This window comes from Aeromonas enteropelogenes (assembly GCF_020097295.1).
GTDB lineage: Bacteria > Pseudomonadota > Gammaproteobacteria > Enterobacterales > Aeromonadaceae > Aeromonas > Aeromonas enteropelogenes.
The window spans coordinates 2,720,690-2,743,117 of record NZ_CP083625.1; the positions used below are offsets into that span (position 1 = coordinate 2,720,690).

A 22,428-nucleotide genomic window follows, 5' to 3' on the forward strand; every position below is an offset into this window, starting at 1 on the left:
TTCAGATCATCCATACAGTCTTTTTTGGCTCGGCAAATCATACCGACTCCCTCCACGGAAGTAAAAAGCCATTGATCCATCAGCCAATAAAAAGGGCCGCATTGCGACCCTTGCTGAGATGGTGCAACCATGACCCGGTTACATGGCCGCACAGAAGATGGCGACGATCTCCTCGTGGCTCGCCTGTTTCGGGTTGGTGAAGCCGCAGGCATCTTTCAGGGCGTTGCTGGCCAGGGTGTCGAAGTCATCGACCTTGACGCCGAGCTGTTCGAGGCCGGCCGGGATCTTGACATCGCGGGCCAGGGCCTTGATGGCCTCGATGGCGGCGGCAGCGCCCTGCTCGTCGCTCATGGCGCTCACATCCACGCCCATGAAACCGGCCACATCCTTCAGACGGGTGGCGCTCACCTGGGCGTTGTAGGCCTGAACATGGGGCAGCAGCACGGCGTTGCAGACCCCGTGTGGCAGGTCGTAGAAGCCGCCGAGCTGGTGGGCCATGGCGTGCACGTAGCCAAGGCTTGCGTTGTTGAACGCCATGCCGGCCAGGAACTGGGCATAGGCCATCTGCTCGCGGGCGTGCAGATCATCGCCCTGGTTGACGGCGGTGCGCAAGTGTTTGGCAATCAGCTGGATTGCCATGACGGCGCTGGCATCGGTCACCGGGGTAGCGATGGTGGAGACATACGCCTCGATGGCGTGGGTCAGGGCATCCATGCCGGTGGCGGCGGTGAGGCCAGCGGGCTTGGCCAGCATCAGCTCGGGGTCGTTGACCGACATCAGCGGGGTGACGTGCTTGTCGATGATGGCCATCTTCACGTGACGGGCCTCGTCGGTGATGATGCAAAAACGGGTCATTTCGGAGGCGGTGCCGGCCGTGGTGTTGATGGCGATCAGCGGCAGTTGCGGCTTGGCGGAGCGATCCACCCCTTCGTAGTCCTTGATGTTGCCGCCGTTGGCCGCCACCAGGGCGATGCCCTTGGCGCAGTCATGGGGGGAGCCGCCCCCCAGAGAGATAACGCAGTCGCAGCCATTGGCCTTGATCATCGCCAGACCCGCTTCCACGTTGCTGGTGGTGGGGTTGGGCTTGGTCTCGTCAAATACCACGCTGTCGATGCCGTTTTGTGCCAGCAGACCGGTGAGCTTGGCCACTACGCCGATTTGGTTGAGGATCTTGTCGGTGACGATCAGTGCCTTGCGGTAGCCGTAACCCTTGATGTCGGCCGCCGCCTCTTGCAGACAGCCTGCACCCATCAGGTTGATCGCGGGGATATAGAACTTGAATGTTGCCATGATGGAATTCCTGTCGTTAGCCATTAAGTGGTATGCGGGCTTCAACATAGCACCCAGAGAGGGGATGGAAAGGGGTCAATGGTATCTGTTTTACAACTTTATGGACTCGATCACGTACTGGCAAAACGGGGTACGACAGGGATTGACAAGGGGGAGAGACAAATGGCGACACGAAAAACGTTTTCCAATTAATTCATCAAGTTAGCAAACGTTTTGCGTGCAATTTGCGGCTGTCAATGCATGGAAGTGTGAGGCGCTTCAAGGAATTGGCAGACGCTTTCGCCCATAGTTGGCCCTTCCCCGAACAGGGGAGCAGGCTTGAAACCTATTATTAAGAATCATCTTATCGTGCGCCCGGACCATGTTTGGCAGGGGGCAACCAGGAGTCCACTATGTCTGATGTTTTTCACTTGGGTTTGAAAAAGGCTGATCTGCAAGGCGCCACCCTGGCGATCGTCCCCGGTGATCCCGAGCGCGTGAAGCGCATCGCCGAGCTGATGGACAACCCTGTGCTGCTGGCCAGCCACCGTGAATTCACCACCTGGCGCGGCGAGATGGACGGCAAGGCCGTCATCGTCTGCTCCACCGGCATCGGCGGCCCGTCCACCTCCATCGCCGTGGAAGAGCTGGCCCAACTGGGGATCCGTACCTTCCTGCGCATCGGCACCACTGGCGCCATCCAGCCGCACCTGAACGTGGGCGATGTGATCGTCACCACCGGCTCCGTGCGTCTCGACGGTGCCAGCCTGCACTTCGCCCCGATGGAATTCCCGGCCGTAGCCGACTTCGAGTGCACCACTGCACTGGTCGAGACCGCCAAGGAGCTGGGCTCCAAGCTGCACGTGGGCGTGACCGCTTCCTCCGACACCTTCTACCCGGGTCAGGAGCGTTACGACACCTTCTCCGGTCGCGTGGTACAACGCTTCCAGGGCTCCATGAAGGAGTGGCAATCCATGGGCGTGCTGAACTTCGAGATGGAGTCCGCCACCCTGCTGACCATGTGTGCCAGCCAGGGCCTGCGCGCGGGCATGGTGGCCGGTATCATAGTGAACCGTACCCAGCAGGAGATCCCGAACGCCGAAACCATGGCGAAGACCGAATCTGATGCCATCAAGATCGTGCTGGGTGCTGCCCGCAAGCTGATCTGATCGCCCTCTTTGTAACGAAGAGTACCGAGTGGGGGGTGGGGGCCGTTGCGAAAGCGCGGCCCCTATCTTTATCCACCGTTTTTCCCGTTTCCCTGTTCTCCCGTCCGCTCACCGTCTACTTTCTCATCCACTCGCTTGTCAGAAGGGGCAGGCACACCTTGCCGCCATGGACTCACCGCTCACCGGGTGGACAAAATCGAGTTCGCTGGCGTGCAGCATCAGCCTTGGCGCCGTTTGTGTGCCGGGCCGCTCCATGCCGCCATAGAGATCGCAACCCAGGATAGGGTGGCCCAGCCACTGGCTGTGAATGCGCAGCTGGTGGGTGCGCCCCGTCTCCGGCACCAGCCTGACCCGGGTCAGGGGAATGGCACCCTGCTCTCCCTGGCGCATCAGGCGTTCCGCTACCTGAAAGCGGGAGCGGGCCGGTTTGCCGCCGTTATCGCAGATCTTCATCAGGGGAAAGAGCGCCGGATCCTTGGCGATGGGCGCTTCGATCACCCCCTCGTCTGCCGCCAAGTAGCCGCACAGCAGGGCATGATAGGCCTTGTTCACGGCGCGCTGGCTGAACTGGTGGCAGAGTGCGGCATTGATAGCCTTGTTTCGAGCCACCACCATGATGCCCGAAGTGCCAAAGTCGAGGCGGTGTACCAGAGTACAGCCGGGATACGCCTGCACCAGCCGATGGTGGACCGAGTCGAGGTTCTGCGGGTTCTTGCCCGAGAGGCTCAGCAGGCCGCTCGGTTTGTTGATGAGCAGCAGGTGTTCGTCTGCAAACAGGATCTCGATGGCAGCCTCGCAGGGCGGGGCGATAAAGGTATCGACGATAACGGACATAAGGGACGCGGGCTGGAAAAGGGGGAGGGCATCATACCCGAACGGACGGCGTGCGGCGAATCGGGGAGGAGGGCTGGCTGATGTGCGCGGTAACTGCTTGATTAGTCGGGAGGGAGCCATTTTGTGACTCCCTCCCGAGTTAATCCGGCCGCCGCTTGTTAAGGTATGGCTCCCTGTCATGTTGTAAGGAGTCTGTCCATGGCGTTGCCCGTTATTCTCGATTGTGATCCCGGCCACGATGATGCCATCGCCCTCATTCTGGCGCTGGCCAGCCCCGAGCTGAAGGTGCTGGCAGTGACCACCAGCGCTGGCAACCAGACGCCGGACAAGACCCTCAACAACGCCCTGCGCATCCTCACCTTGCTGGGCCGCCAAGACATTCCGGTAGCGGCGGGGGCGCCAAAGCCTTTGGCCCGAGAACTCATCATCGCCGACAACGTGCACGGGGAGTCGGGCCTGGATGGCCCGAAATTGCCGGATCCCGCCTTTGCCCCACAGGCAATGACGGCACTCGAATTGATGGTCAAATGCCTGCGCGAGAGTCCCGAACCCGTGACCCTGGTGCCGACCGGCCCGCTCACCAACATAGCCCTGCTGCTGGCGGCTCACCCCGAGCTCAAGTCCAAAATAGCCCGCATCGTGCTAATGGGGGGCGCGGCCGGACCGGGCAACTGGACCCCGGCGGCGGAATTCAATATTTATGTGGACCCAGAAGCGGCCGATATGGTGTTCCACTCAGGTATTCCCATCACCATGTGCGGCCTCGATGTGACTCACGAAGCGCAGGTGATGGACGAGGATATCGAGCGGGTGCGCGCCATCGCCAATCCGGTGGCCCAGTGCGTGGCCGGTCTGCTCGACTTTTTCATGATCTACCACCGGGATCCCAAGTGGGGATTTGCCGGAGCCCCGCTGCATGATCCCTGCACCATCGCCTGGCTACTGGCCCCCGAGCTGTTTCAGGGCATCGAATGCCGGGTCGATATCGAGACGCAGGGGGCACATACTAGCGGCATGACGGTGGTGGATCGCTACTGTCTCACCGGCAAGCCGGCCAATGCGCTGGTGTTGCTGGGGCTGGATCGCCCGGGCTTTATCGACTTGCTGGTCACGCGGCTGCGCGCCTTTGACTGAGCACAGACTCACTCTCAACAGAAGGGACAGGGAATGTGGAAGACAGGGTTGGCACTGTTGGCCGGGTTGCAACTGAGCGGCTGTGCGTCGCCGTTCGAGCGGATGTGGCAGGGACTGGCCACCTGCGATCTCGCCGAGCTCTATGTCGATGGCGAGACCGGGCAGGCGGCCAATGCGCAGCTCAGGAAGTACGTCCCCTACAAGGTGAGCGACGGCTTTGCCTGGTACAAGCTGCATGAAGAGTTGCACGGCTTGCCGGTGGTCGGTTTTATCGTGCCGGCTTCCACCTTCGAGGTGCACGCCCTCTTTATCGATACCCCCATCGCCAACGCGCGGCGGCTGACCCACAACGCCTATGGCAGCGAGTTTGCTGACGAAACCCTGCACGACGAGGGCAAGGCTCCCCTGCTGCTGCGCGACCCCAACAACCCCAAACGCACCATCATCGACTGCACCCGTGGTGAGTCGGAAGGGGAGCAGGGGGATGCAACCCTGCCCGAATAGGGGCAATTCGGTGCACAAATCCGGCGCACAAAAAAGAGGGGCCAGCCCATCCGGCTGGCCCCTCTTGTGATCTTTTAACCCAAGCTCAGGGATAGCTCAGGGTCTCCTTGATGACCGGCAACCTGGCGGCAATCCACTCGGGATTGATGGGGCCCCAGTCGCTGATGCGGTAGTGCCCCTGCAGATGGCGGGCCCCCTCGGTTTGCTCGAAGCCGCAGCAGATATCGAGATCCGCCAGCGCCGCCAGGGTGTCCTGGGCAGTGCGCCGCGGCATGCCGGTGGCCGCCATGATGGCGGGGACCGTATCCGTGCCCTGGCTGATCAGCCAGGCCACGTAGAGGCGGCGGTAGAAGCTGGTGCGGGTCTTGCTCGATTCCGTCATATCTCGTCCTCGAGGCGATCGAAGTAGCGCCAGGTGGCCAGCGCAGCCTTGCCCATCACCAGGGCCCAGACACCGAACCAGAACCAGCGGAAGAAGCTCCAGGTGGAGGCGTCGGGCTCTGTGCTCTCAATCTTGGTGACATTGGGGAACATGGAGAACATGTTCACGCGCCAGCCGTAGGAAGTAATGATGGCCAAGCGCTTTTCGAACTCCATGGATTTGGCCTTGGCCTGGACGTCGGCGGCGTTGAACTTGAAGTAGAAGGGCCAGCCCCACTCGGTATCTTCGTTGCGGAACACCCGGATCTGCTCACCGGGACGCTCGGTGTAGATGTAGTAGACGTCGGTGGTGGGGCCATCGGCCGGGTTTTTCTTGCTGATGGGGCCATCCTTGTCGGTACGTTTCACCTCGACCCCAGTGATGGTGGCGATGGTGTGCTCCGGCAGGTAGTAGTCGAGCCAGGTGGCAGAGAGCAGGGCGATCAGGCCCAGCAGAATAAAGGCGGGTTTCTTGAATTTCAGGCTCATGGATGTGCTCGCGTGAGGGGGAGTAACGTGCCTCTACCATACTCACATTTGGCGGAGCGGCCTAGCCCCTTATGGCACCACAAGCCAAAAAATGGCGTTTAAAACAGAAACAAACCCTTCACCTTGGCAACAAAAAAGGCCCTTGCGGGCCTTTGAAAACGGATGGCTATTACAGTTGGAACTGGGCAAGTTGCCTGCGCTGCTGCTCGGCCAGCTGGGAGAGCTCCTGGCTGGCGCTGGCGCTCTGGCTGATCCCGGCAGAGCTCTGGCTCACTATCTCGTGAATGTTGGAGATGTTGCGGCTGATGTCCGCGGTGACGCAGGACTGCTCCTCGGCGGCGGTGGCCACCTGGGCGTTGGCGTCATTGATTTGCTGCACCGCGCCGGTGATCCCGCCAAGCAGGCTCTGTACCTCGGCCGCGAGACGCTGGTTGTGCTCAAGGATGGTCAGGGTCTCCTGCACCCCCTGGTTGGCAGAGAGGGACTGGCTCTGCAATTGCTCTATGATGCCCTGGATCTCCTTGGTGGACTCCTGGGTGCGAGCCGCCAGCATCCGCACCTCGTCGGCTACCACCGCGAAGCCGCGACCGGTTTCCCCGGCGCGGGCGGCCTCAATGGCGGCGTTGAGGGCCAGCAGGTTGGTCTGCTCCGAGATGCCCTGAATGACTTCAATCACCTTGCCGATCTGCTCGGACTGGGACTTGAGCCGGGCCACTACGGCGGCGGCGCTCTCCAGACTGCTCGCCATGCGATCGTTGGCGGCAACGCTCTCGCCAAAGAGAGTGAGCCCCTGCTCGACCCGGCTGTTGGCATCGCGGGCCAGATCGTCGGCCACGGCGGCGTTGTGGTTGACGTTGTCGGCGGTGCTGGAGAGTTCGGTGACCGCCGAGGCAACCTGTTCGATCTCGCCACGTTGCTGCTGGGCGTTCGCCTCGGCCTGGGTCATCACGGCGGCGAGCTCAGTGGCGGCGGAGGCCACATTCTGGCTGATGCCGGTCAGGGTCTGGATGGTGTTGCCGAGCTGGCTCAGGGTGAGGTTGATGTCCCGCGCCAGGTGGGTCACTTCGTTGTTGCCCTCTTCACTGGCACGGACGTTGAAGCGGCCCTGGGCCATGGCGCGCATCACCCCCTGCAGCTGACTGATGGGTTGCACGATATGGCCTGACAGCCACCAGCCGCAGGCCAGGGCCGCGATCAGGGCGGCGGCCGTCAGCAGCAGGGCATGGAACAGCGCCTCATCATAGTGTTTCTGCTCCCGGACCAGTTCGTCCTGGATCAGCTGGTTGATGTGGGCGGACATGCCGTCGATCTCCTTGTTCAGCTGCTCGCCCAGCTGGCGGAAATGGAGGCGGGCCGCCTCAAAGGCAACCGGATCCGCATTGCCCTGATGTTGCAGTGCCAGCAGCGGCATCATCTTGCCGCGCAGATGATCCAGATAGGCTTGCAGCGCCGCCATTACCTGGCGGTTATCCTGCTCGGCCCCCTCGATCACCAGACGGGCGAGAATGCCCCGGATCTCTTGTTCGGCTGCGTTGAGGCTGGCGGGCAGCTCGGCGAATTGCTTGGCGTCGTAGAGGCCGTAGATGGCATTGGTGCGCATCCGGTAGGCGGCATGGATCAGGGTGGCAATGTCATCCTTGTGGCGGATCACGCTGGCGGTGGTGTCATTTATCTCCCGAATGGCATTGTCGACTTCCTGTTTGCTGAATCCGGCGGTGATGACCATCAGCAGACTGGCAAGGAGTAATGGAACGAGAACTTGAAGGCGAATTGATAGATTATTCAATGACATAAAAGGCTCTAATCGGAAGAATGGCAAAGTTCGGCATCTTACACAGACGCGACAAGGGTTGTCACAGACTTTGTTGCCGACGTTGGAGGTAGTTACAGTTTTTTCTTGTGGTAAAAGAGCGAGATAGACGACACTGTCTGGCCAACTTGGTATAAGTTCGACCAATCTGATTGGATTGGGTCTGTCAGTTCCCGTTTTGTCCCTGTTCTATGCGTTCCATGGAGGTGTTGTGTGTCCAGCTGGATTGATCCGGCCATTCTGGCGTTGTTTATTCCCACTTTTTTCTTTGTCTCCGTGACCCCCGGCATGTGCATGACCCTGGCGATGACCCTGGGCATGAGCCTGGGGGTGCGCCGGGCCCTGCACATGATGTGGGGTGAGCTTATCGGGGTGGGGCTGGTCTCGGTGCTGTCGGTGATCGGGGTGGCGGCCATCATGCTCAACTACCCGGGGATCTTCGCCGCGTTCAAATACGTGGGGGGCGCCTATCTGATGTGGCTCGGCATCCAGATGTGGCAGGCCAAGGGCAAGATGGCCATTCCGGCGGATCTCTCGGCGGGCCAGCAGACCAGCGCCATGGGACTGGCCATGCAGGGCTTCGTGACTGCCATCGCCAACCCCAAGGGGTGGGCCTTCATGATCTCCCTGCTGCCTCCCTTTATCTCGGCCAGCAAGCCGATGGCACCGCAGATCTCGGCGCTGGTGGCCCTTATTCTGCTCATCGAGTTCTCCTGCCTGCTGCTCTACGCCAGCGGTGGCCGCACCCTGCGCCACTTCCTCGCCAGGAGTGGCAACGTCACCCTGATGAACCGCATCGCCGGCACCCTGATGTTGGGGGTCGGCGTCTGGCTGGCGCTGGGTTGACAAAAAGTGCATGAAAAATGCCCCCCTCTTTGGCAAAAAGAGGGGGGCATTTTTGTGGGGGGCGTCAGGCCTTGCGGGTGAAGCGTCTGACCCAGGGGTTGGCGCTCACCCCGTGCAGAATGACGCTCAAGATAATGGTGCAGAGCACGGTGGCGATGACGGGCAACTGGCCCGTCAGGGCCGGCTGATGCTGCAGCACCATGACGGCGAAGACGATGCTGGCGAGCCCCCTTGGCCCGAACCAGCCGATAAAGAGCTTGAGTTCCAGGGATTGACCCGTGCCCAGCAGGCTCAGCCAGACCGGCACCATGCGCAGCAAGGTGAGGCTGGCGGCGCCATAGAGCCAGTACTGCCATTGCAGCAGGATGGGCAGCAGCGGCATCATGATGGCGCCAAACACCATCCAGATCACCACAGAGAGCAGATCTCCGTACCCTTCACAGCTGTCCATGTAGGCGTGCTTGTGCTCTCCCAGCCGATGGCCGATCAGCAGCCCCCCGACAAAGGCGGCGATAAAGCCGCTGCCACCCAGGGTCTGGGCCAGGGCAAAACAGAGCAGGGCCAGCCCCGGCATGGTGAGCTGGCGCCACAGCGGCAACTGCCAGCCATTGAGATAGGAGAGTTTGAGCAATCGGATGGTCAGGGTGCTGAGCACGAAGGCCACCAGCACCCCTATGCCTATCTCCTCCAATAGCAGGGTCACGGCCAGGGTGGCGGTGCCCGCGTGTTGTTCGGTGGGGGCGATCAGGGCGAGCAGCAGCAGGAGCACCGGTACACAGATGCCATCGTTGAGGCCGCTCTCCTGATTGAGCCCCTCCCGCACCGCTGCCGGTACCGCCGGATTGCTCACCACCGCCTTGCCGAGCGCCGCATCGGTCGGAGCCAGTATGGTGGCGAGGATCGCCACCTCCAGCAGTGGCAGTTCGGGAAACAGCAGGCGGCCGAACAGGGTACCCGCCAGCAGGGTCAGGGGCAGGCCGATGAGCAGCAACCGTACGGGGAGCTGGCGGTTGGCCAGCAGCACCTGCCAGTTGGTGTTGGCGGCGTCGTTGAACAGCACTATGACCAGGGCCAGCTCGGCCAGCAGTTTGAGCCCTTCACTGTCGATATCGAGGGAGAGCAGGCCCAGGCCGCCAGAGCCCAGCACGCCGCCCATCAGCAGAAACAGCAGGGGGCCGTTGATGAGCTTTGACTCGAAGCGTCCGGCAATCAGGCTATAGAGCAGTAAAAAGGCGGCGAGCACCGCCAGGTTCTGGTAGATCACAGACGCTTCCATGGGCTCTCCTCCTCGTTACTCCCTGCCATCATAGGGACGTCAATCGGTCAGGCAGTCCGGATCGAACACATATTTCCCCTCCAGCCAGCCCACGATCTCGTCGACGCAAGCCTGGTCACGAAACGGCAGGTAGCGCGCCTTGAGGTGGCTTATTTGCTCCGGGGTGAGTTGGGCCAGGCCTATGTCCTGAAACAGCGGCAAGTCGGCGTCGATCATCGCCGAGATCTGCGGACCGCAGGTGGCGTTGAGGGAGGCGTGCAGCGCCTTGTCCGGATCATACTGCTTGCCGAGCCGATAGCTCATGGGCAGGGTGGCGAGCGGCAGGGCCGAGAGGGCGGGCTGCTTCATGGGATTGACCGCATGACCGCTGACCAGATCCGCAAGCTCCGCGGGGCGGTTTTCGAAGGCGCGCAGATGCAGGAAGTTGCTCGCCTTGCTGCCATCGTTGACCGGATAGTTGTCCCAGAGGAAGGGCTTGCGCCCGAGCAGCCCGGTCACCTGTTTAAGGTGCGCCGCCGGGTATTCGCTCGAGCAGACCCTGGGGCCGGTCCAGAAGATCTCGAAGCGGCGGTCGAGCTGCTCACCGATATCTTCCAGATAGCGGGGAGGCATGGCGCCAAACACCTTCTCCAGCACGGGATCAGTCGAGTAGTAGCTGGGGCAGAAGATGAGCCGGCTCGCCTTGCTGTGAGCCGCGATGTCGTGGGCGATGGTGAGCTGATGATGGGCGAGATCCGGGGTATCCCCCTTCATGTCGTCAAACAGCACCGCCAGAATGTCGGGCTGGAGTGTCTCTTCGATGAGACGCACCTTCTCGAGTAGCGCGGGACGCTTTCGCTCGTAATCGTGGTGGGCCCCCATGGGGCTCAGGCCCACCCCGAAGGCGAGACCGTTGTCACGGCACTGCCGGGCGAGGCGGGCCAGGTCTGCCAGCTGTTGTTCTGGCCAGGGCTGGGCCCAATGCTTGCGCAGATAGCCATCCTCTTTCGGGGCATAGATATAGAAACCATAGCCGTGGCGAGGCAGCCACTGGGCATAACGGGCGCGTGCCTGCCAGCTCCATCCCTTGCCAAAGAAGCCTTCGATCACCCCCAGATTGGGGAAGGGGGCCTGGGGGCCGGACAGCATGTTTTGATATGGCATAACTTCTCTCCCTTCTCGTTTGGAGGTCGGGACCCGGGGTTACACCGGATCTTCTTCCTGGAAACGCACCCCGATTTTGCTCGGCACGCTCTCGTCCATTTCGGCCACGGTCCAGATCAGGCCCTGCCATTCGATGTTGTCACCGACCACCAGATTATCGCCCAACAGGGAGGCAATAAAATCCCCCAGCGTCTGATCCGCCACCTCGCTCACATCCAGCCCGTAGAGGGGGGCAAGATCGATGAGGCGCGCGGAGGCTTCCAGCAGGAAGTCACCGAAGAAGCGCGGGCCCAGATCCTGCTCCGGCGCCTGGCTGAACAGCTGGCCGAGGGCGGGGAGGTCGTGCTCGTGACCGATGACGCAGAGGATGTCATCGGCCAGCAGGCAGGTACTGCCCGAAGGGTGCAGCAATTCGCGGCCGCGAAACAGGGCGCTGACCCGGGTGCCGGCGGGCATCTTGAGATCCCTCAGCGGCGAGCCGATGCACCACTTCTCGGCTCCCAGCCGGTAGACGAAAGTCTCCCACTGGCTGTCGAGGTCGATCTCGAGGCCGGAGCGGTTGATGGGGGACGGGGGCGCTGGCACCTCGACTCGTGCCAGCCTGGAGGCCAGCGGCAGGGAGCTGCCCTGCAGGATGAGGGAGACCAGCACCACGAAGAAGGCCACATTGAAATAGAGCTGGGCATTGGGCAGCCCCGCCATCATGGGGAAGACCGCCAGAATGATGGGCACGGCGCCGCGCAGCCCCACCCAGGAGATGAACCAGCGCTCGCGGGGGGCAAAGTTCTTGAACGGCAGCAGACCAATCCAGACCGAGACGGGGCGGGCAAACAGGATCATCCACATCGCCAGCGCCAGGGCCGGCAGGGCGATGGGCAGCAGCTTGTGGGGGGAGGCGAGCAACCCCAGCACCAGGAACATGCCGATTTGGCTGAGCCAGGTCAGGCCATCCAGCACCGACAGCGTGCTGCTGCGACTGCGCAGGGCGAGGTTGCCGAGCAGCAGACCGGTGAGGTAGATGGCGAGGATGCCGCTACCCCCCACCGCCGTGGTGAGGGCGAAGATCAAGAGGCCACCGCTGACGGTGAGCAGGGGATAGAGGCCGGGGGCCAGTTTGGCGTTGTTGATGAGCTTCCACAACAGCCAGCCGCCGGCCAGGCCGATGCCGGCCCCCATGCCAAATTGCTGGAGCAGTTGCAGCAGCAGGAAACCGGCATCCAGCCCCTGCTGGGCGGTGGCCAGCACCTCGATCAGGGTGACGGTGAGAAACACTGCCATGGGATCGTTGCTGCCCGACTCTATCTCCAGGGTCGCGCTGACCCGCTCGTTGAGGCTGCGCCCGCCAAGCAGGGAGAAGACTGCCGCCGCATCGGTGGAACCGACGATGGCGCCGATCAGCATCCCTTGCAGCAGATTGAGGTCAAACAGCCAGGCGGCAGCGAGGCCCGTCAGGCCCGTGGTGATGGCAACGCCCACGGTGGCAAGCGACAGAGCGGGCCAGAGTGCCACCCGAAACGAGGAGACCCGGGTGCGCATGCCGCCGTCGAGCAATATGATGGCCAGCGCCAGGTTGCCCACCAGATAGGCGACCGAGTAGTCGGCGAACTGGATGCCACCGGGTCCATCTTCCCCCGCCAGCATGCCGACGGCGAGAAAGATCACCAGGATGGGGATGCCGAGGCGGGAAGAGAGAGCACTCAGCAAGACGCTGGCTCCCACCAACAGGGCACCGATGAAGAAGAAACTGTTGATGGTGACGGCATCCAAGGGCGAACTCCTTCCTGGCTGGTGTAAAGTAGGCACATTATATGCAGCAAATGTGACAATGTGGCGATTTTGTGTCTCGAATTTGCAATTCATTACATTTCTCCGCCTCTGGCCGGACGCAGTCTGTCGGTATGCCTATGAATCCCTTTCCTCGACCCCGCCGACATCCTGCCATCCCGGAAGCGGTTTTTGTCCTATTTCTTTCCCCTCTCAATTCGCGTCGTCCGCCCGATATGTGCCCCCCGTCCGGTTTTCGAGATGACTACTGCTTGAAGTGTTAATAAAAAACCGTTTTCTCAGCGAACTGAGGTATATTCCGGCCATGATGCAATTGACGCTTGGATCGGAATAATAATGTTACAACTCAGACGGTTATGGTGGCTCCTAGCCCTCTTGATGGTGACCTCGCTGCTCCTGGTCGCACTGTTTGAGTGGGGCCCCAGACGCCATCTGGTGATAGTGCCGAGTGACAACTGGGAGGTCGCTACCATCGACGATCGCCCCACGGGGGGCGACTCGGTAGCAACTCTGGCGGCGCAAGGCACCGGGATGACGTGCGAGCTGGGGAGCCAATACCGCTGGCCCTACTGCGAACTGGCGATCACCCTCACCGCCCCCGAACAGGGGATCGATCTCTCCGATTTCGATAACCTGATCCTGCAGCTGGAAGGAGAGGGTCCGAGTGACGTCGCCTGGCGTATCTATCTGCGCAACTACCACCCCGACTACTCCCGGGCCGGGGATCCTGTCTCCCACAAGGTCAACGCCATCCTGTTCGACCCCAAACAGTACCCGGGGCGGGTCGAGATCCCCCTCAAGCTCTTTACCCCCACCACCTGGTGGCTGACCGACTACGACATTCCCCTGATGCAGCAGGGGCAGGATCTGAGCCGGGTCTTCGCCATCGAACTGGCGACCGGCTCCGGGGCGGCGCCGGGCCACTATCAGCTCAAGGTGGAGACGCTGATCTTCGAGGGGCCCTGGATGTCGCCCACCCTCTTTTATCGGGCCCTCTTCATCGGCTGGAGCCTGTCGGTGATCTCCCTGCTGCTGATGGATTATCTCGGGATGCGGCGGCGCCTGGCGAAGTTAAGCAGGCAAGCCAGGCAGACCATGGCGCGCAACCGGGATCTCGAGCTGGAGTACCGGATGGCCAGCAACCAGGTGCGATATGACCCCCTGACCGGGGCATTGAGTCGCTATGAGGGGGAGTCCCGGCTGGTGCACCACGGTGGCGAGATGACTCTGGTGTTTATCGATATCGACCACTTCAAGCAGATCAACGACAGTCATGGTCATCCGGTGGGTGACGAGGTGCTCAAGTGCCTGGTGAGCGAGTTGCTGCTGCAACTGGAGGATGGGGACATGCTCTGTCGCTGGGGTGGGGAGGAGTTCGTATTGCTGCTGCCCGGGCGCTCATTGGCCTGGGGCCAGGCCCTGGCCGAGCGCCTGCGTCTGGCGATGGTCGAGAGTCGCAACTGGCCGCTTGGGGTGGCAGTCACTGCCTCGTTCGGGGTGGCGAGCCGCCGGCCTGACGAGCCGCTGCTCAAGACGTTGCAGCGCGCCGACATGGCGCTCTATCGCGCCAAGGGGGCGGGGCGCAACCGGGTAGAGGTCGCCGACTGAGGCGGATAAAAAGCGGCGGCCAGTCGCTGCTGGCCGTCTGTGAAGCTTGGTTGTGGCCCGGGATGCCGCCATCCATCGGGCAGGGTTTATTCGCGAAGTCAGTCGTCCTCGTCATCCTTCACTTCGCGGATCTTGTCCTTGTACTTGGGCAACTGCTTTTCCAGCTGTTTCATGTCCTTGATGGCATTGAGAAACAGCCCGAGCAGGAAGAGCAGTGGCAAACCTATCCAGAGCCATAAATTCATAATGTCGTCCTCTCGTCACTCTCGATAGTCACATAACGGGCCAGGATCTCGTCGAGATGGGCCAGTATGGTCTCCTTGCCTTCAATATCCGCCTGTTGCAGGCAAAGTGCCAGCGCATCCGGTTCGAGGCGCAGCTCCCGCGATTCGGGGGCAAAACTCAGATGCCAGGGTTCATAGGCAACGCCCTGGCCAGCCCCGACCGGCTTGTCATACGGCAGGAAGAAGCCAAAATCGTTCATCCGCTCGCCGAGCCATTCGCTCAGGTCGGCAAACCAGCCCTCCTCCTCGTACTCCCAGGGCTCCAGCGCCAGCCTGGTATTGGCGGGCAAGCAGTCCGGATCGTAGATATCGAGATCCGTGCCCCAGTGATGGCGGCTGGTGCCCGGCAGGGCGCTCCAGCGCAGGATGGCGTGCAGCCGCTCCTCGTCGCTCAGTTGCAGGGCATCGATGGGCTGGCTGGCGGCATCCAGCAGCGGCCGCTCGCCGCGCCACTTGCCGTTCCAGATGGCGAGCTGGCGCTCGAAGCTGCGCCAGCTGGAGGCTGCCTGCAGGTTGAAGCCGTCGTGGGCCGCTGCCACCTGCATGTCGTTGAAGGCCGCTGCGGTGGCGGCGGTCAGGCGATGGGGCCCGCGCCCCATCAGGATAAGATGGCTCTCGTCGAGCCCCAGCAGTTGATCCTGGGTCATATCACAGTCCCTCCGATGGGTCTTGGAAGAGAAAAGCGTTGCTGGTCCGGGTTCACGCCAGCAACCGCGTCAGTACCCCTTGATACATGTCCGCCAGGAGATCCAGATCTTCGGCCTTCACGCACTCGTTCACCTTGTGGATGGTGGCGTTGACCGGACCCAGCTCAATGACTTCCGCCCCGGTGGGGGCGATAAAGCGCCCATCAGACGTTCCCCCCGTGGTGAGCAGAGCCGGCTGCTGGCCGTTGACCTGCTCGATGGCGCCCACGGTCGCCTCAAGCAGGGCGCCGGTGTCGGTGAGGAAGGGCTGGCCGGAGAGGGTCCACGTGAGCTGATAGTCGAGGCCGTGTCGGTCCAGCAGCGCCTCGACCCGCTCGCGGATATCCGTGTCGGTGAGTTCGGTGCTGAAGCGGAAGTTGAACTGGACGTGCAGCTCTCCCGGAATGACGTTGGAGGCGCCGGTGCCGGCCTGGATGTTGGCGATCTGGAAGCTGGTGGGGGGGAAGTAGGCGTTGCCCTCATCCCATACGGTGGCGGCAAGTTCCGCCAGCGCTGGCGCCGCCTTGTGGATCGGGTTGTCCGCCAGATGGGGATAGGCCACGTGGCCCTGCACCCCGCGCACCAGCAGATCGCCGGTGATGGAGCCGCGTCGGCCGTTCTTCACCACGTCGCCCACCTGATTGGTAGAGGAGGGCTCGCCGACGATGCACCAGGTGATCTTCTCCTGACGCGCCTCCAGGGTGTCGATTACCCGGGTAGTGCCGTTGATAAAGGGCCCCTCTTCATCTGAGGTGATGAGAAAGGCAATCGACCCCTGATGATCCGGATGTTCGGCCACGAAGCGCTCGGTGGCCACCACCATGGCGGCCAGCGACCCCTTCATGTCGGCGGCGCCGCGCCCGTACAGCACGCCATCCCGGATGGTGGGCTCGAATGGCGGGGTGTGCCATTTATCGAGCGGCCCGGCCGGCACCACGTCGGTGTGACCGGCAAAACAGAATAGCGGCCCTTCGCTGCCACGCCGTGCCCACAGGTTGGTGGTGTCCTCGAACACCATGGGTTCGATGACAAAACCAAGACGAGCGAGGCGTTCGCTCATCAGGGTCTGGCACCCTTCATCCAGCGGGGTAACGGAGGGGCGGCGGATCAGATCCTTGGCCAGTGCGATGACGTCCGACATCGGTGTTCCTTAAAAGCAGAGGTTAACGAGAGAAGAGGGATTGGTAGTGGTCAGCCTTGAACCCCAGGGTCAGTTCGCCGTCGCAGTCCAGCAACGGACGCTTGATCATCGCCGGGTGCGCCAGCAGCAGGGCTCGGGCCTTGTCGTTGTCGAGCCCCAGCTTCTCCTCTTCCGGCAGGGCGCGGAAGGTGGTGCCACGGGTGTTGAGCAGGGCTTCCCAGCCGAGTTTGGCGAGCCAGCCATCCAGCGCGGCCGGATCCAGGCCATCGGCCCTGTGGTCGTGAAAGCGGTAGTCGACGCCAGCCTCATCCAGCCACTTGCGGGCTTTCTTGATGGTGTCGCAGTTTTTGATGCCATAGAGGGTGGTGGCCATGGGGAGTCCTTGTCTGCGGGCACGGGCCCTGAAATCGGAAACTTGAGATCGATACGGGAAATCAAGGAGAGGCACGATTCTGGCATTGTGGCGATCCCAAGGCAATCACCGGGGAGCGTCAGTTGGCCGTTGCAGAGCGGAAAATAGCGGGCAGCCAGGGGACTGATATCCAAAACGCGCCATCGGGCGCGTTTTGGAGGAGGGAAGGTGCGGCAGGATCAGTGCAGCGTGGTCCACTCGTGATCAAAGACCCGGGCACGTTCCCAGGGGGCATCCGGCAGACTGGAGGAGAGGCCGGTATATTTGCCCACATCGTCCACCACGATGGCGGAGAGGATCGGCAGATTGTTTTCGGTGCAGTACATGCGAATACGCTGCAGCAGGGTGCGCAGCTCGTCCTGGCACTGTTCCAGCCCGGCCTGTCTGGCCAGTTTGGAGTAGCGAATGGTGGTGCGTTCCCTTGCAGACTCGATGAGGATGTCCCACAGCTTGTAGTCGCAGCTTGAAGTCTCTGCGGTGGCTTGGCTTGTCATAACTCTCTCCGGTGCGAAATGGTCGCTAGGTGTCGATGCGCATCTTGGCGGCTTCAGGGCTCTCTGATGTTGATCCAACGCAAAAAAGAGACCAGTTATGTCGCACGATTCGTGAATAATCTCAGGCAATATGCATGAATCAGTTTAAATATCGAAATTTTGTTAACTGACCGACATATTATGCTGCTAAATGGCGGCGAGTTCACCTTTATTGATGGGGATCAAAGGCTGCTGGCAGAGGGCACACTAGATTTCGCTTTTCGATAAATCTGTCAGGAGTCTGTGTTGGAACTTCTATTCGTCCTGTTCGTCCTGGTGGCCGTGGTTTACGGCATCATCAAGGATTACAACCCGCAAGCCGTGCTGGCGCTGGCGGGCATGGCCATTTTCACCCTGGCCTACTGGCTGGGACTGCACCCCATACTGCCTGCCGACAAGAGCACAGGCTTCGCCCTGTTCGACCTGTTCGAGGTGTTCAAGGGGATCTTCTCCTACCGCGCGGCGGGCCTCGGCCTCACCATCATGGCAGTGGCCGGCTTTGCCACCTACATGTCCCATATCGGTGCCTCTCAGGCGCTGGTGCGGGTGGCGGTCAAACCGGTGGCGGGCATTCAGTCCAGCTACCTGATGCTGGCCATCTGCTACCTGGTGGCGGTGTTCGTCTCCCTGTTCGTCACCTCGGCGACCGGCCTTGGCCTGCTCTTGATGGTCACCATGTACCCGGTGATGCGCAACCTCGGCATCAGCCCGGCCTCCGCCTGCGGCGTCATCGCCACCTCCCAGGCGTTCGAGATTGGCCCGACCCAGACCAACGCCATCTTCTCGGCCGGCCAGTCTGGCATGGATCCCACCAGTTACTTCGTCGACTACCAGATCTGGTTGGTGGCCCCCATGCTGCTGGTGACCATGGTGCTGCACTTCTTCTGGCAGCGTCACTGCGATCGTAAAGATGGCTGGGATCCGGCCTTGCATCGCGGCGAGCACGCCGAGCTGGACGAGAAGGGAACGGACGAGGTCAAGGCGCCGACCTGGTATGCCCTGCTGCCCATCATTCCCTTCGTGCTGATGATGACCTTCTCCAAGCTGCTGGTGAGCGATATCAAGATGAGCGTGGAAGTGGCCATGCTGCTGTCGGTCTTCATCGGCATGTTGTGCGAGCTGCTGCGCTCGCGCTCGGTGCGTACCTCCTTCGCCGGCCTGTCGAGCTTCCTCGACGGCATGGGCAAGGTGTTCGGCCCGGTGGTGGCGCTCATCGTCTGCGCCGAGCTGTTCGCCGAGTCCCTCAAGGCCATCGGTGCCATCGACACCCTGCTGCATTCTGCCAGCGACGCCGGCATCGGCAGTGGTCTGATGACCCTCGTCATGGTGGGCCTCATCATGGTAGCGGCGGTCATCATGGGCTCCGGCAACGCGGCCTTCCTGAGCTTCTCTACCCTGGCTCCCGCGGTGGCGGCCAAGTTTGGCGTGCCGGCGGTGACCATGTTGCTGCCGATGCAGCTGGCCTCCAGTATCGGGCGCAGCATCTCCCCCATCGCGGCCGTGGTGATCGCCTGTGCCGGCATCGCCAAGGTGTCGCCCTTCGTGGTGGTGAAGCGCACCAGTGTGCCCATGGCGGGGGCGCTGATCACCGCCCTGACACTCAACTACCTGCTGTTTATGTAATGGTTTTTTGACGGTATTGGCGAGGCGGGCAGCCAGGCTGCCCGCCTCTTTCACTCTGTTGCCGACGATGGCCCCCTCATGGGGGCCGTTGCATGGAGAAGATGATGACCGATGTAAAAACACCCTTTTCCCTTGAGACCTATCTGGCGGATCTGGCCCCCCTCATCAACCTGGATTGCGGCACCCGCACCCCGGCCGGAGTGGCCAGGGTCGCCGACATCATGACTGAGAAATTCGAGTCCATCGGCTGGCAGGTGCGCCGTCACCAGTTCGCCGCCGAATGTGGCCCCTGTCTCGAGATCACCAATGCGCCGGGCGCCGATCACTACGATGTGATGCTGATTGGCCACATGGATACCGTCTTCCCCGAGGGGACGGCGGCCAAGCGGCCGCTGAAAATCGAGGGCAATCAGGCCTTTGGCCCCGGGGTATCGGACATGAAGAGCGGCCTGCTCTCCCTCTGGTATGCCCTCAAGGGGATGGACCCGGCGGTGCTGGCCAAACTCAGGGTGCTGGTCTGCTGCAACTGCGATGAGGAGATTGGTTCCCCCTGGTCGAAAGCGTGGCTGGTGGAGAAGGCTCGCCAGAGCGCCTGCGTGCTGGTGGCTGAGGCGGCCCGCCCGAACGGGGATCTCATCAGCGCCCGCAAGGGCAATGCCAAGTACCGGATCACCTTCCATGGCAAGGCCTCCCATGCGGGCTCTGCGCTGGCAGAAGGAATCTCGGCCATCACCGAGCTCGCCAACTGGGTGCTCGCCATCAACCAGCAGGTCAACATGGAGACGGGCACTACCATGAACGTCGGGGTGGTACAGGGGGGCACCGGGGTCAACGTGGTGCCGGACTATGCCGAGGCCATCGTCGACCTGCGTTTCTGGAGCAATGAAGAGGCGGCCGCCGTGCACGACAGGCTCGGCTTTATGGCCAAGAACCCCTTCCTGCCGGGTTGCCGGGTCGAGGTGGATCGCCAGACCTTCAAGCCAGCAATGCGCCCAAGTGGCGACACCCAGGCGCTGATGGCACTGGTGGAGGCGGCGGCCAAAGAGGAGGGGATCCCTTTCAACTGGCTGGAGGCGAGCGGCGGCTCGGATGCCAACTTTACCGCCGCGGCCGGAGTGCCGTCGCTGGATGGCTTTGGCCCCATGGGCGGCGGTTTTCACTCCGAGGCCGAGTTTTTGCTGCTGGACAGCATAGAGCCGCGCATTCGCCTGCTGCAGCGAGTGCTGGGCAAGCTGGCCAAATAGCCCTGCGCAAGGACCATGAAAACGGGAGGCTGATGCCTCCCGTTTTTTATCCCTGCGATTGGCCAGAAGGGCGTGGCTCACGCCTCCTCTTCGGCCAGGTAGGCGAGGGCTCCCTCCTGCGCCACCTGCCAGCGACCGAGCCACACGGGGGCGCTGAACCCGGGGCCATCGGTCACCATGGTATGAAACTCCCCCTGTTCGCCGCAGGCATCGAAGCCTTGGTTTGCGGCCAGCTGCTGCAACTCGGCGATGGTTTCGCCATCGAGCTCCCGGCCGACCCAGTCGGGCGTCAGGAAGCTGGTATCGACGCAGGAGAGGTGTGCCACTATCCCGCGGGTCAGCAAATCCGCCAGCAAGTCGTCGCGGGATTGTTGCCAGAGCGGGGTATGAACCGTTATCCCGAGCGGGCGGCAGCGCTCGCGGATCCAGTTGCTGGCACCTCCCACGCTGTCGATATCGCCGGTGACCACCCCATCGATGGTCCACTCCTGCCGTAGTTGGGCCAGCGCATTCTCATAGCCTCGCTCGAACGGTGCCTCGATGGTGACCAGCCGGTGGGGGAGCGCGAGGGCGGCCGCCTGGCGGCGAATCTGATGCAGTGGATGGGCGAGAAAGCGGGGCGAAGGCGGAGCAAAGGTCACCAGTGCCACCACCTGATGGCCCTGTTCACGGGCATGACAGAGGGCCTGCATGGCATCTTTGCCACCGCTCCAGAGCAGGATGACGCGAGACATGGGGTTCCATTTTGGTGAAAAAAGAGAGAAAGCATGCTACTAGGGCGTCGACTGCTTGGCAAAGCAGCACGGGCCCAAAATGACAAGCCCCCGATGACGGGGGCTTGCGGGATGGGAGTGTCCGGTTACAGCAGTATGCTGGTCAGGATATAGCCCAGAGTACAGGAGGTGATCACCCCGATAAGACCCGGGATGATGAAGCTGTGGTTGATGATGAACTTGCCGATGCGAGTGGTGCCGGAGCGGTCGAAACCGATACAGGCCAGATCGCTCGGATAGGTCGGCAGCACGAAGTAGCCGTAGCTGGCCGGCAGGAAGGCGATCAGCAGCTTGGGCTCGACACCCAGCGCCAGACCCATGGGGGCGATGGCGGTGAGGGCTGCGGCCTGGCTGTTCACCAGCTTGGAGATGAGGAACAGCACCAGGGCGTAGGTCCAGGGCTGGGCCTGCACCACGTGGGCCAGGGTCTCTTTGAGCAGCGGCATGTGGGCCTGGAAGAAGGTTTCGCTCATCCAGGCAACCCCGAACACGGAGAAGATGGCGACCATGCCGGCCTTGAACACGGCACCGTTGGAGATCTCGCCCGGCTTGACCTTGCAGACCATCAGGATGAAGGCGCCGGCGATCAGCATCATCATCTGGATCACCAGGTTCATGGAGAGGGGACCTGTCTTCTCCTTGATGGTGAAGACGGGACGCAGACCCTCATAGGCACCCAGCATCACCACGGCGGCGATGGCGGCGAAGAAGATCCAGGTCGACCAGTAGGCCTGTTTCGGGAACTTGGTGTTGAGCAGGGTTTCACCGCCGCCATAGATGAAGGCGCGCTGTTCCGGATCCTGGATCTTGGCCTGGAACTCCTCGTCCTTGTCCAGATCCTTGCCGCGACGCAGGCTCCAGAGGGCGGCGACGATGACGCCGGTCAGGGAGGAGGGGATGGCGACCATCAGGATGTCCAGCAGACCATAGGCCTGGCCGATGCCGTGGGCCGCCGCCAGGATGGAGACCATGGAGACCACGGCCACCGAGACAGGTGAGGCGCAGATGGCCATCTGGGAGGCAACGGAAGCCACCGCCATCGGACGCTCGGGGCGGATGTTCTTCTGCAGCGCGATGTCGGCGATGATGGGGAACATGGTGTAGACCACGTGGCCGGTACCGCACAGGAAGGTGAGGGTCCAGGTGGTGAGCGGAGCCAGTATGGTGATGTATTGCGGGTGGCGGCGCAGCAGGCGCTCTGCCACCTGCATCATCAGGTTGAGACCGCCGGCGGTCTGCAGGGTAGCGGCACAACCGATCACCGCCAGAATGGTCAGCATCACCTGTACCGGCGGCTCGCCCGGCACCAGACCAAACACGAAGGTCAGCAGGAACAGACCGATACCACTGATGAGACCGAGTCCCATGCCCCCAAAGCGGGTACCCAGCAGCAAACAGCCGAGTACTACCAAAAATTCCATCAAGATCATTCCATTACCTCGTGT

At 62.0% G+C, this 22,428-nt stretch carries 22 protein-coding genes; 7 read left to right on the plus strand and 15 right to left on the minus strand.

Translation table 11 applies throughout. The annotated features are described in order from the left end of the window. Positions 1-138 precede the first annotated feature (138 nt). A complete protein-coding gene (gene yiaY, locus LA321_RS12880; protein ID WP_042072077.1) occupies positions 139-1,290 on the minus strand; it encodes an L-threonine dehydrogenase in 1,152 nt (383 codons plus the stop codon). A gap of 392 nt (positions 1,291-1,682) precedes the next feature. Here yiaY and udp point away from each other — a divergent pair, with 392 nt between their 5' ends. Further along, positions 1,683-2,438 carry a uridine phosphorylase gene (udp, locus tag LA321_RS12885; RefSeq protein ID WP_042072075.1) on the plus strand — a complete coding sequence of 252 codons (756 nt, stop codon included), beginning with the start codon at positions 1,683-1,685 and terminating at the stop codon, positions 2,436-2,438. A gap of 138 nt (positions 2,439-2,576) precedes the next feature. On the opposite strand, the gene LA321_RS12890 is transcribed toward udp, so the two are convergent. Next, positions 2,577-3,272 carry an RluA family pseudouridine synthase gene (locus tag LA321_RS12890; protein ID WP_042072074.1) on the minus strand — a complete coding sequence of 232 codons (696 nt, stop codon included), beginning with the start codon at positions 3,270-3,272 and terminating at the stop codon, positions 2,577-2,579. A 198-nt stretch (positions 3,273-3,470) separates the two neighbouring features. On the opposite strand from LA321_RS12890, the gene rihA reads away from it, so the two are divergent. After that, entirely contained in the window at positions 3,471-4,406 is a 936-nt protein-coding gene (gene rihA / locus LA321_RS12895; protein ID WP_042072072.1) for a pyrimidine-specific ribonucleoside hydrolase RihA, read from the plus strand. Positions 4,407-4,439: 33 nt separating this feature from the next. Beyond that, positions 4,440-4,910 carry a hypothetical protein gene (locus LA321_RS12900; protein ID WP_042072071.1) on the plus strand — a complete coding sequence of 157 codons (471 nt, stop codon included), beginning with the start codon at positions 4,440-4,442 and terminating at the stop codon, positions 4,908-4,910. A gap of 85 nt (positions 4,911-4,995) precedes the next feature. Here LA321_RS12900 and LA321_RS12905 read toward each other — a convergent pair whose 3' ends face one another. The 3 genes from LA321_RS12905 to LA321_RS12915 form a co-directional block, all read right to left on the minus strand. After that, positions 4,996-5,292, minus strand: a complete 297-nt coding sequence (locus LA321_RS12905) for a winged helix-turn-helix domain-containing protein (RefSeq protein ID WP_026456774.1) — start codon at positions 5,290-5,292, stop codon at positions 4,996-4,998. Continuing rightward, positions 5,289-5,819 carry a DUF1523 family protein gene (locus LA321_RS12910; protein ID WP_042028425.1) on the minus strand — a complete coding sequence of 177 codons (531 nt, stop codon included), beginning with the start codon at positions 5,817-5,819 and terminating at the stop codon, positions 5,289-5,291. The genes LA321_RS12905 and LA321_RS12910 overlap by 4 nt, the downstream gene beginning before the upstream one ends. Positions 5,820-5,988: 169 nt before the next feature. Continuing rightward, positions 5,989-7,611 (minus strand): methyl-accepting chemotaxis protein, encoded by a 1,623-nt coding sequence (locus tag LA321_RS12915; RefSeq protein WP_042072070.1) that lies wholly within the window; start codon positions 7,609-7,611, stop codon positions 5,989-5,991. A 231-nt stretch (positions 7,612-7,842) separates the two neighbouring features. Here LA321_RS12915 and LA321_RS12920 point away from each other — a divergent pair, with 231 nt between their 5' ends. Further along, entirely contained in the window at positions 7,843-8,475 is a 633-nt protein-coding gene (locus LA321_RS12920; RefSeq protein WP_042072069.1) for a LysE family translocator, read from the plus strand. Positions 8,476-8,539: 64 nt separating this feature from the next. Here the strand turns inward: LA321_RS12920 and LA321_RS12925 are convergent, their stop codons facing one another. From LA321_RS12925 to LA321_RS12935, 3 genes are read right to left on the minus strand one after another with little or no spacing between them, the layout of a single operon-like run. Continuing rightward, positions 8,540-9,751, minus strand: coding sequence for a cation:proton antiporter domain-containing protein (locus LA321_RS12925; protein WP_042072068.1), 1,212 nt, complete (start codon positions 9,749-9,751; stop codon positions 8,540-8,542). A gap of 39 nt (positions 9,752-9,790) precedes the next feature. Next, the gene (locus tag LA321_RS12930) at positions 9,791-10,894 is read right to left on the minus strand and encodes a beta-N-acetylglucosaminidase domain-containing protein (protein ID WP_042072067.1); all 1,104 of its coding nucleotides are present in this window, start codon (positions 10,892-10,894) and stop codon (positions 9,791-9,793) included. Between the two features lie 39 nt (positions 10,895-10,933). Continuing rightward, a complete protein-coding gene (locus LA321_RS12935; protein WP_042028431.1) occupies positions 10,934-12,661 on the minus strand; it encodes a potassium/proton antiporter in 1,728 nt (575 codons plus the stop codon). A 354-nt stretch (positions 12,662-13,015) separates the two neighbouring features. On the opposite strand from LA321_RS12935, the gene LA321_RS12940 reads away from it, so the two are divergent. Continuing rightward, positions 13,016-14,287, plus strand: a complete 1,272-nt coding sequence (locus LA321_RS12940) for a GGDEF domain-containing protein (RefSeq protein ID WP_042072065.1) — start codon at positions 13,016-13,018, stop codon at positions 14,285-14,287. A 98-nt stretch (positions 14,288-14,385) separates the two neighbouring features. On the opposite strand, the gene LA321_RS12945 is transcribed toward LA321_RS12940, so the two are convergent. The 5 genes from LA321_RS12945 to LA321_RS12965 form a co-directional block, all read right to left on the minus strand. Beyond that, positions 14,386-14,532, minus strand: a complete 147-nt coding sequence (locus tag LA321_RS12945) for a hypothetical protein (protein WP_124240348.1) — start codon at positions 14,530-14,532, stop codon at positions 14,386-14,388. Then, complete coding sequence (locus LA321_RS12950; RefSeq protein ID WP_042072063.1) at positions 14,529-15,218, minus strand: M15 family metallopeptidase; 690 nt, start codon at positions 15,216-15,218, stop codon at positions 14,529-14,531. Before LA321_RS12950 ends, LA321_RS12945 begins: the two co-directional genes overlap by 4 nt. A 52-nt stretch (positions 15,219-15,270) precedes the next feature. Continuing rightward, positions 15,271-16,398 (minus strand): succinyl-diaminopimelate desuccinylase, encoded by a 1,128-nt coding sequence (gene dapE, locus LA321_RS12955; protein ID WP_042072062.1) that lies wholly within the window; start codon positions 16,396-16,398, stop codon positions 15,271-15,273. A gap of 22 nt (positions 16,399-16,420) precedes the next feature. Then, complete coding sequence (locus tag LA321_RS12960; protein WP_042072061.1) at positions 16,421-16,771, minus strand: ArsC family reductase; 351 nt, start codon at positions 16,769-16,771, stop codon at positions 16,421-16,423. A gap of 218 nt (positions 16,772-16,989) precedes the next feature. Next, entirely contained in the window at positions 16,990-17,304 is a 315-nt protein-coding gene (locus LA321_RS12965; RefSeq protein WP_042072059.1) for a hypothetical protein, read from the minus strand. Between the two features lie 285 nt (positions 17,305-17,589). On the opposite strand from LA321_RS12965, the gene dcuC reads away from it, so the two are divergent. Together dcuC and LA321_RS12975 are read left to right on the plus strand one after the other, a co-directional pair. Beyond that, entirely contained in the window at positions 17,590-18,966 is a 1,377-nt protein-coding gene (dcuC, locus tag LA321_RS12970; protein ID WP_042028438.1) for a C4-dicarboxylate transporter DcuC, read from the plus strand. A gap of 104 nt (positions 18,967-19,070) precedes the next feature. Then, a complete protein-coding gene (locus tag LA321_RS12975) occupies positions 19,071-20,210 on the plus strand; it encodes a M20 family metallopeptidase (protein ID WP_042072058.1) in 1,140 nt (379 codons plus the stop codon). 77 nt (positions 20,211-20,287) lie between these two features. On the opposite strand, the gene LA321_RS12980 is transcribed toward LA321_RS12975, so the two are convergent. Further along, positions 20,288-20,944, minus strand: a complete 657-nt coding sequence (locus tag LA321_RS12980) for a Dph6-related ATP pyrophosphatase (protein ID WP_042072056.1) — start codon at positions 20,942-20,944, stop codon at positions 20,288-20,290. A gap of 125 nt (positions 20,945-21,069) precedes the next feature. Then, positions 21,070-22,413: an anaerobic C4-dicarboxylate transporter gene (locus LA321_RS12985; protein ID WP_042025567.1), complete on the minus strand. Its 1,344-nt coding sequence runs from the start codon at positions 22,411-22,413 to the stop codon at positions 21,070-21,072. Positions 22,414-22,428: the final 15 nt, after the last annotated feature.

What these genes read in the sequence shown, in the direction of transcription:
- yiaY (WP_042072077.1), bottom strand. Translation starts at nt 1,290, where the DNA reads ATGGCAACATTCAAGTTCTATATCCCCGCGATCAACCTGATGGGTGCA.
- udp (WP_042072075.1), top strand. Translation starts at nt 1,683, where the DNA reads ATGTCTGATGTTTTTCACTTGGGTTTGAAAAAGGCTGATCTGCAAGGC.
- LA321_RS12890 (WP_042072074.1), bottom strand. Translation starts at nt 3,272, where the DNA reads ATGTCCGTTATCGTCGATACCTTTATCGCCCCGCCCTGCGAGGCTGCC.
- rihA (WP_042072072.1), top strand. Translation starts at nt 3,471, where the DNA reads ATGGCGTTGCCCGTTATTCTCGATTGTGATCCCGGCCACGATGATGCC.
- LA321_RS12900 (WP_042072071.1), top strand. Translation starts at nt 4,440, where the DNA reads ATGTGGAAGACAGGGTTGGCACTGTTGGCCGGGTTGCAACTGAGCGGC.
- LA321_RS12905 (WP_026456774.1), bottom strand. Translation starts at nt 5,292, where the DNA reads ATGACGGAATCGAGCAAGACCCGCACCAGCTTCTACCGCCGCCTCTAC.
- LA321_RS12910 (WP_042028425.1), bottom strand. Translation starts at nt 5,819, where the DNA reads ATGAGCCTGAAATTCAAGAAACCCGCCTTTATTCTGCTGGGCCTGATC.
- LA321_RS12915 (WP_042072070.1), bottom strand. Translation starts at nt 7,611, where the DNA reads ATGTCATTGAATAATCTATCAATTCGCCTTCAAGTTCTCGTTCCATTA.
- LA321_RS12925 (WP_042072068.1), bottom strand. Translation starts at nt 9,751, where the DNA reads ATGGAAGCGTCTGTGATCTACCAGAACCTGGCGGTGCTCGCCGCCTTT.
- LA321_RS12930 (WP_042072067.1), bottom strand. Translation starts at nt 10,894, where the DNA reads ATGCCATATCAAAACATGCTGTCCGGCCCCCAGGCCCCCTTCCCCAAT.
- LA321_RS12940 (WP_042072065.1), top strand. Translation starts at nt 13,016, where the DNA reads ATGTTACAACTCAGACGGTTATGGTGGCTCCTAGCCCTCTTGATGGTG.
- LA321_RS12945 (WP_124240348.1), bottom strand. Translation starts at nt 14,532, where the DNA reads ATGAATTTATGGCTCTGGATAGGTTTGCCACTGCTCTTCCTGCTCGGG.
- LA321_RS12950 (WP_042072063.1), bottom strand. Translation starts at nt 15,218, where the DNA reads ATGACCCAGGATCAACTGCTGGGGCTCGACGAGAGCCATCTTATCCTG.
- dapE (WP_042072062.1), bottom strand. Translation starts at nt 16,398, where the DNA reads ATGTCGGACGTCATCGCACTGGCCAAGGATCTGATCCGCCGCCCCTCC.
- LA321_RS12960 (WP_042072061.1), bottom strand. Translation starts at nt 16,771, where the DNA reads ATGGCCACCACCCTCTATGGCATCAAAAACTGCGACACCATCAAGAAA.
- LA321_RS12965 (WP_042072059.1), bottom strand. Translation starts at nt 17,304, where the DNA reads ATGACAAGCCAAGCCACCGCAGAGACTTCAAGCTGCGACTACAAGCTG.
- LA321_RS12975 (WP_042072058.1), top strand. Translation starts at nt 19,071, where the DNA reads ATGACCGATGTAAAAACACCCTTTTCCCTTGAGACCTATCTGGCGGAT.
- LA321_RS12980 (WP_042072056.1), bottom strand. Translation starts at nt 20,944, where the DNA reads ATGTCTCGCGTCATCCTGCTCTGGAGCGGTGGCAAAGATGCCATGCAG.
- LA321_RS12985 (WP_042025567.1), bottom strand. Translation starts at nt 22,413, where the DNA reads ATGATCTTGATGGAATTTTTGGTAGTACTCGGCTGTTTGCTGCTGGGT.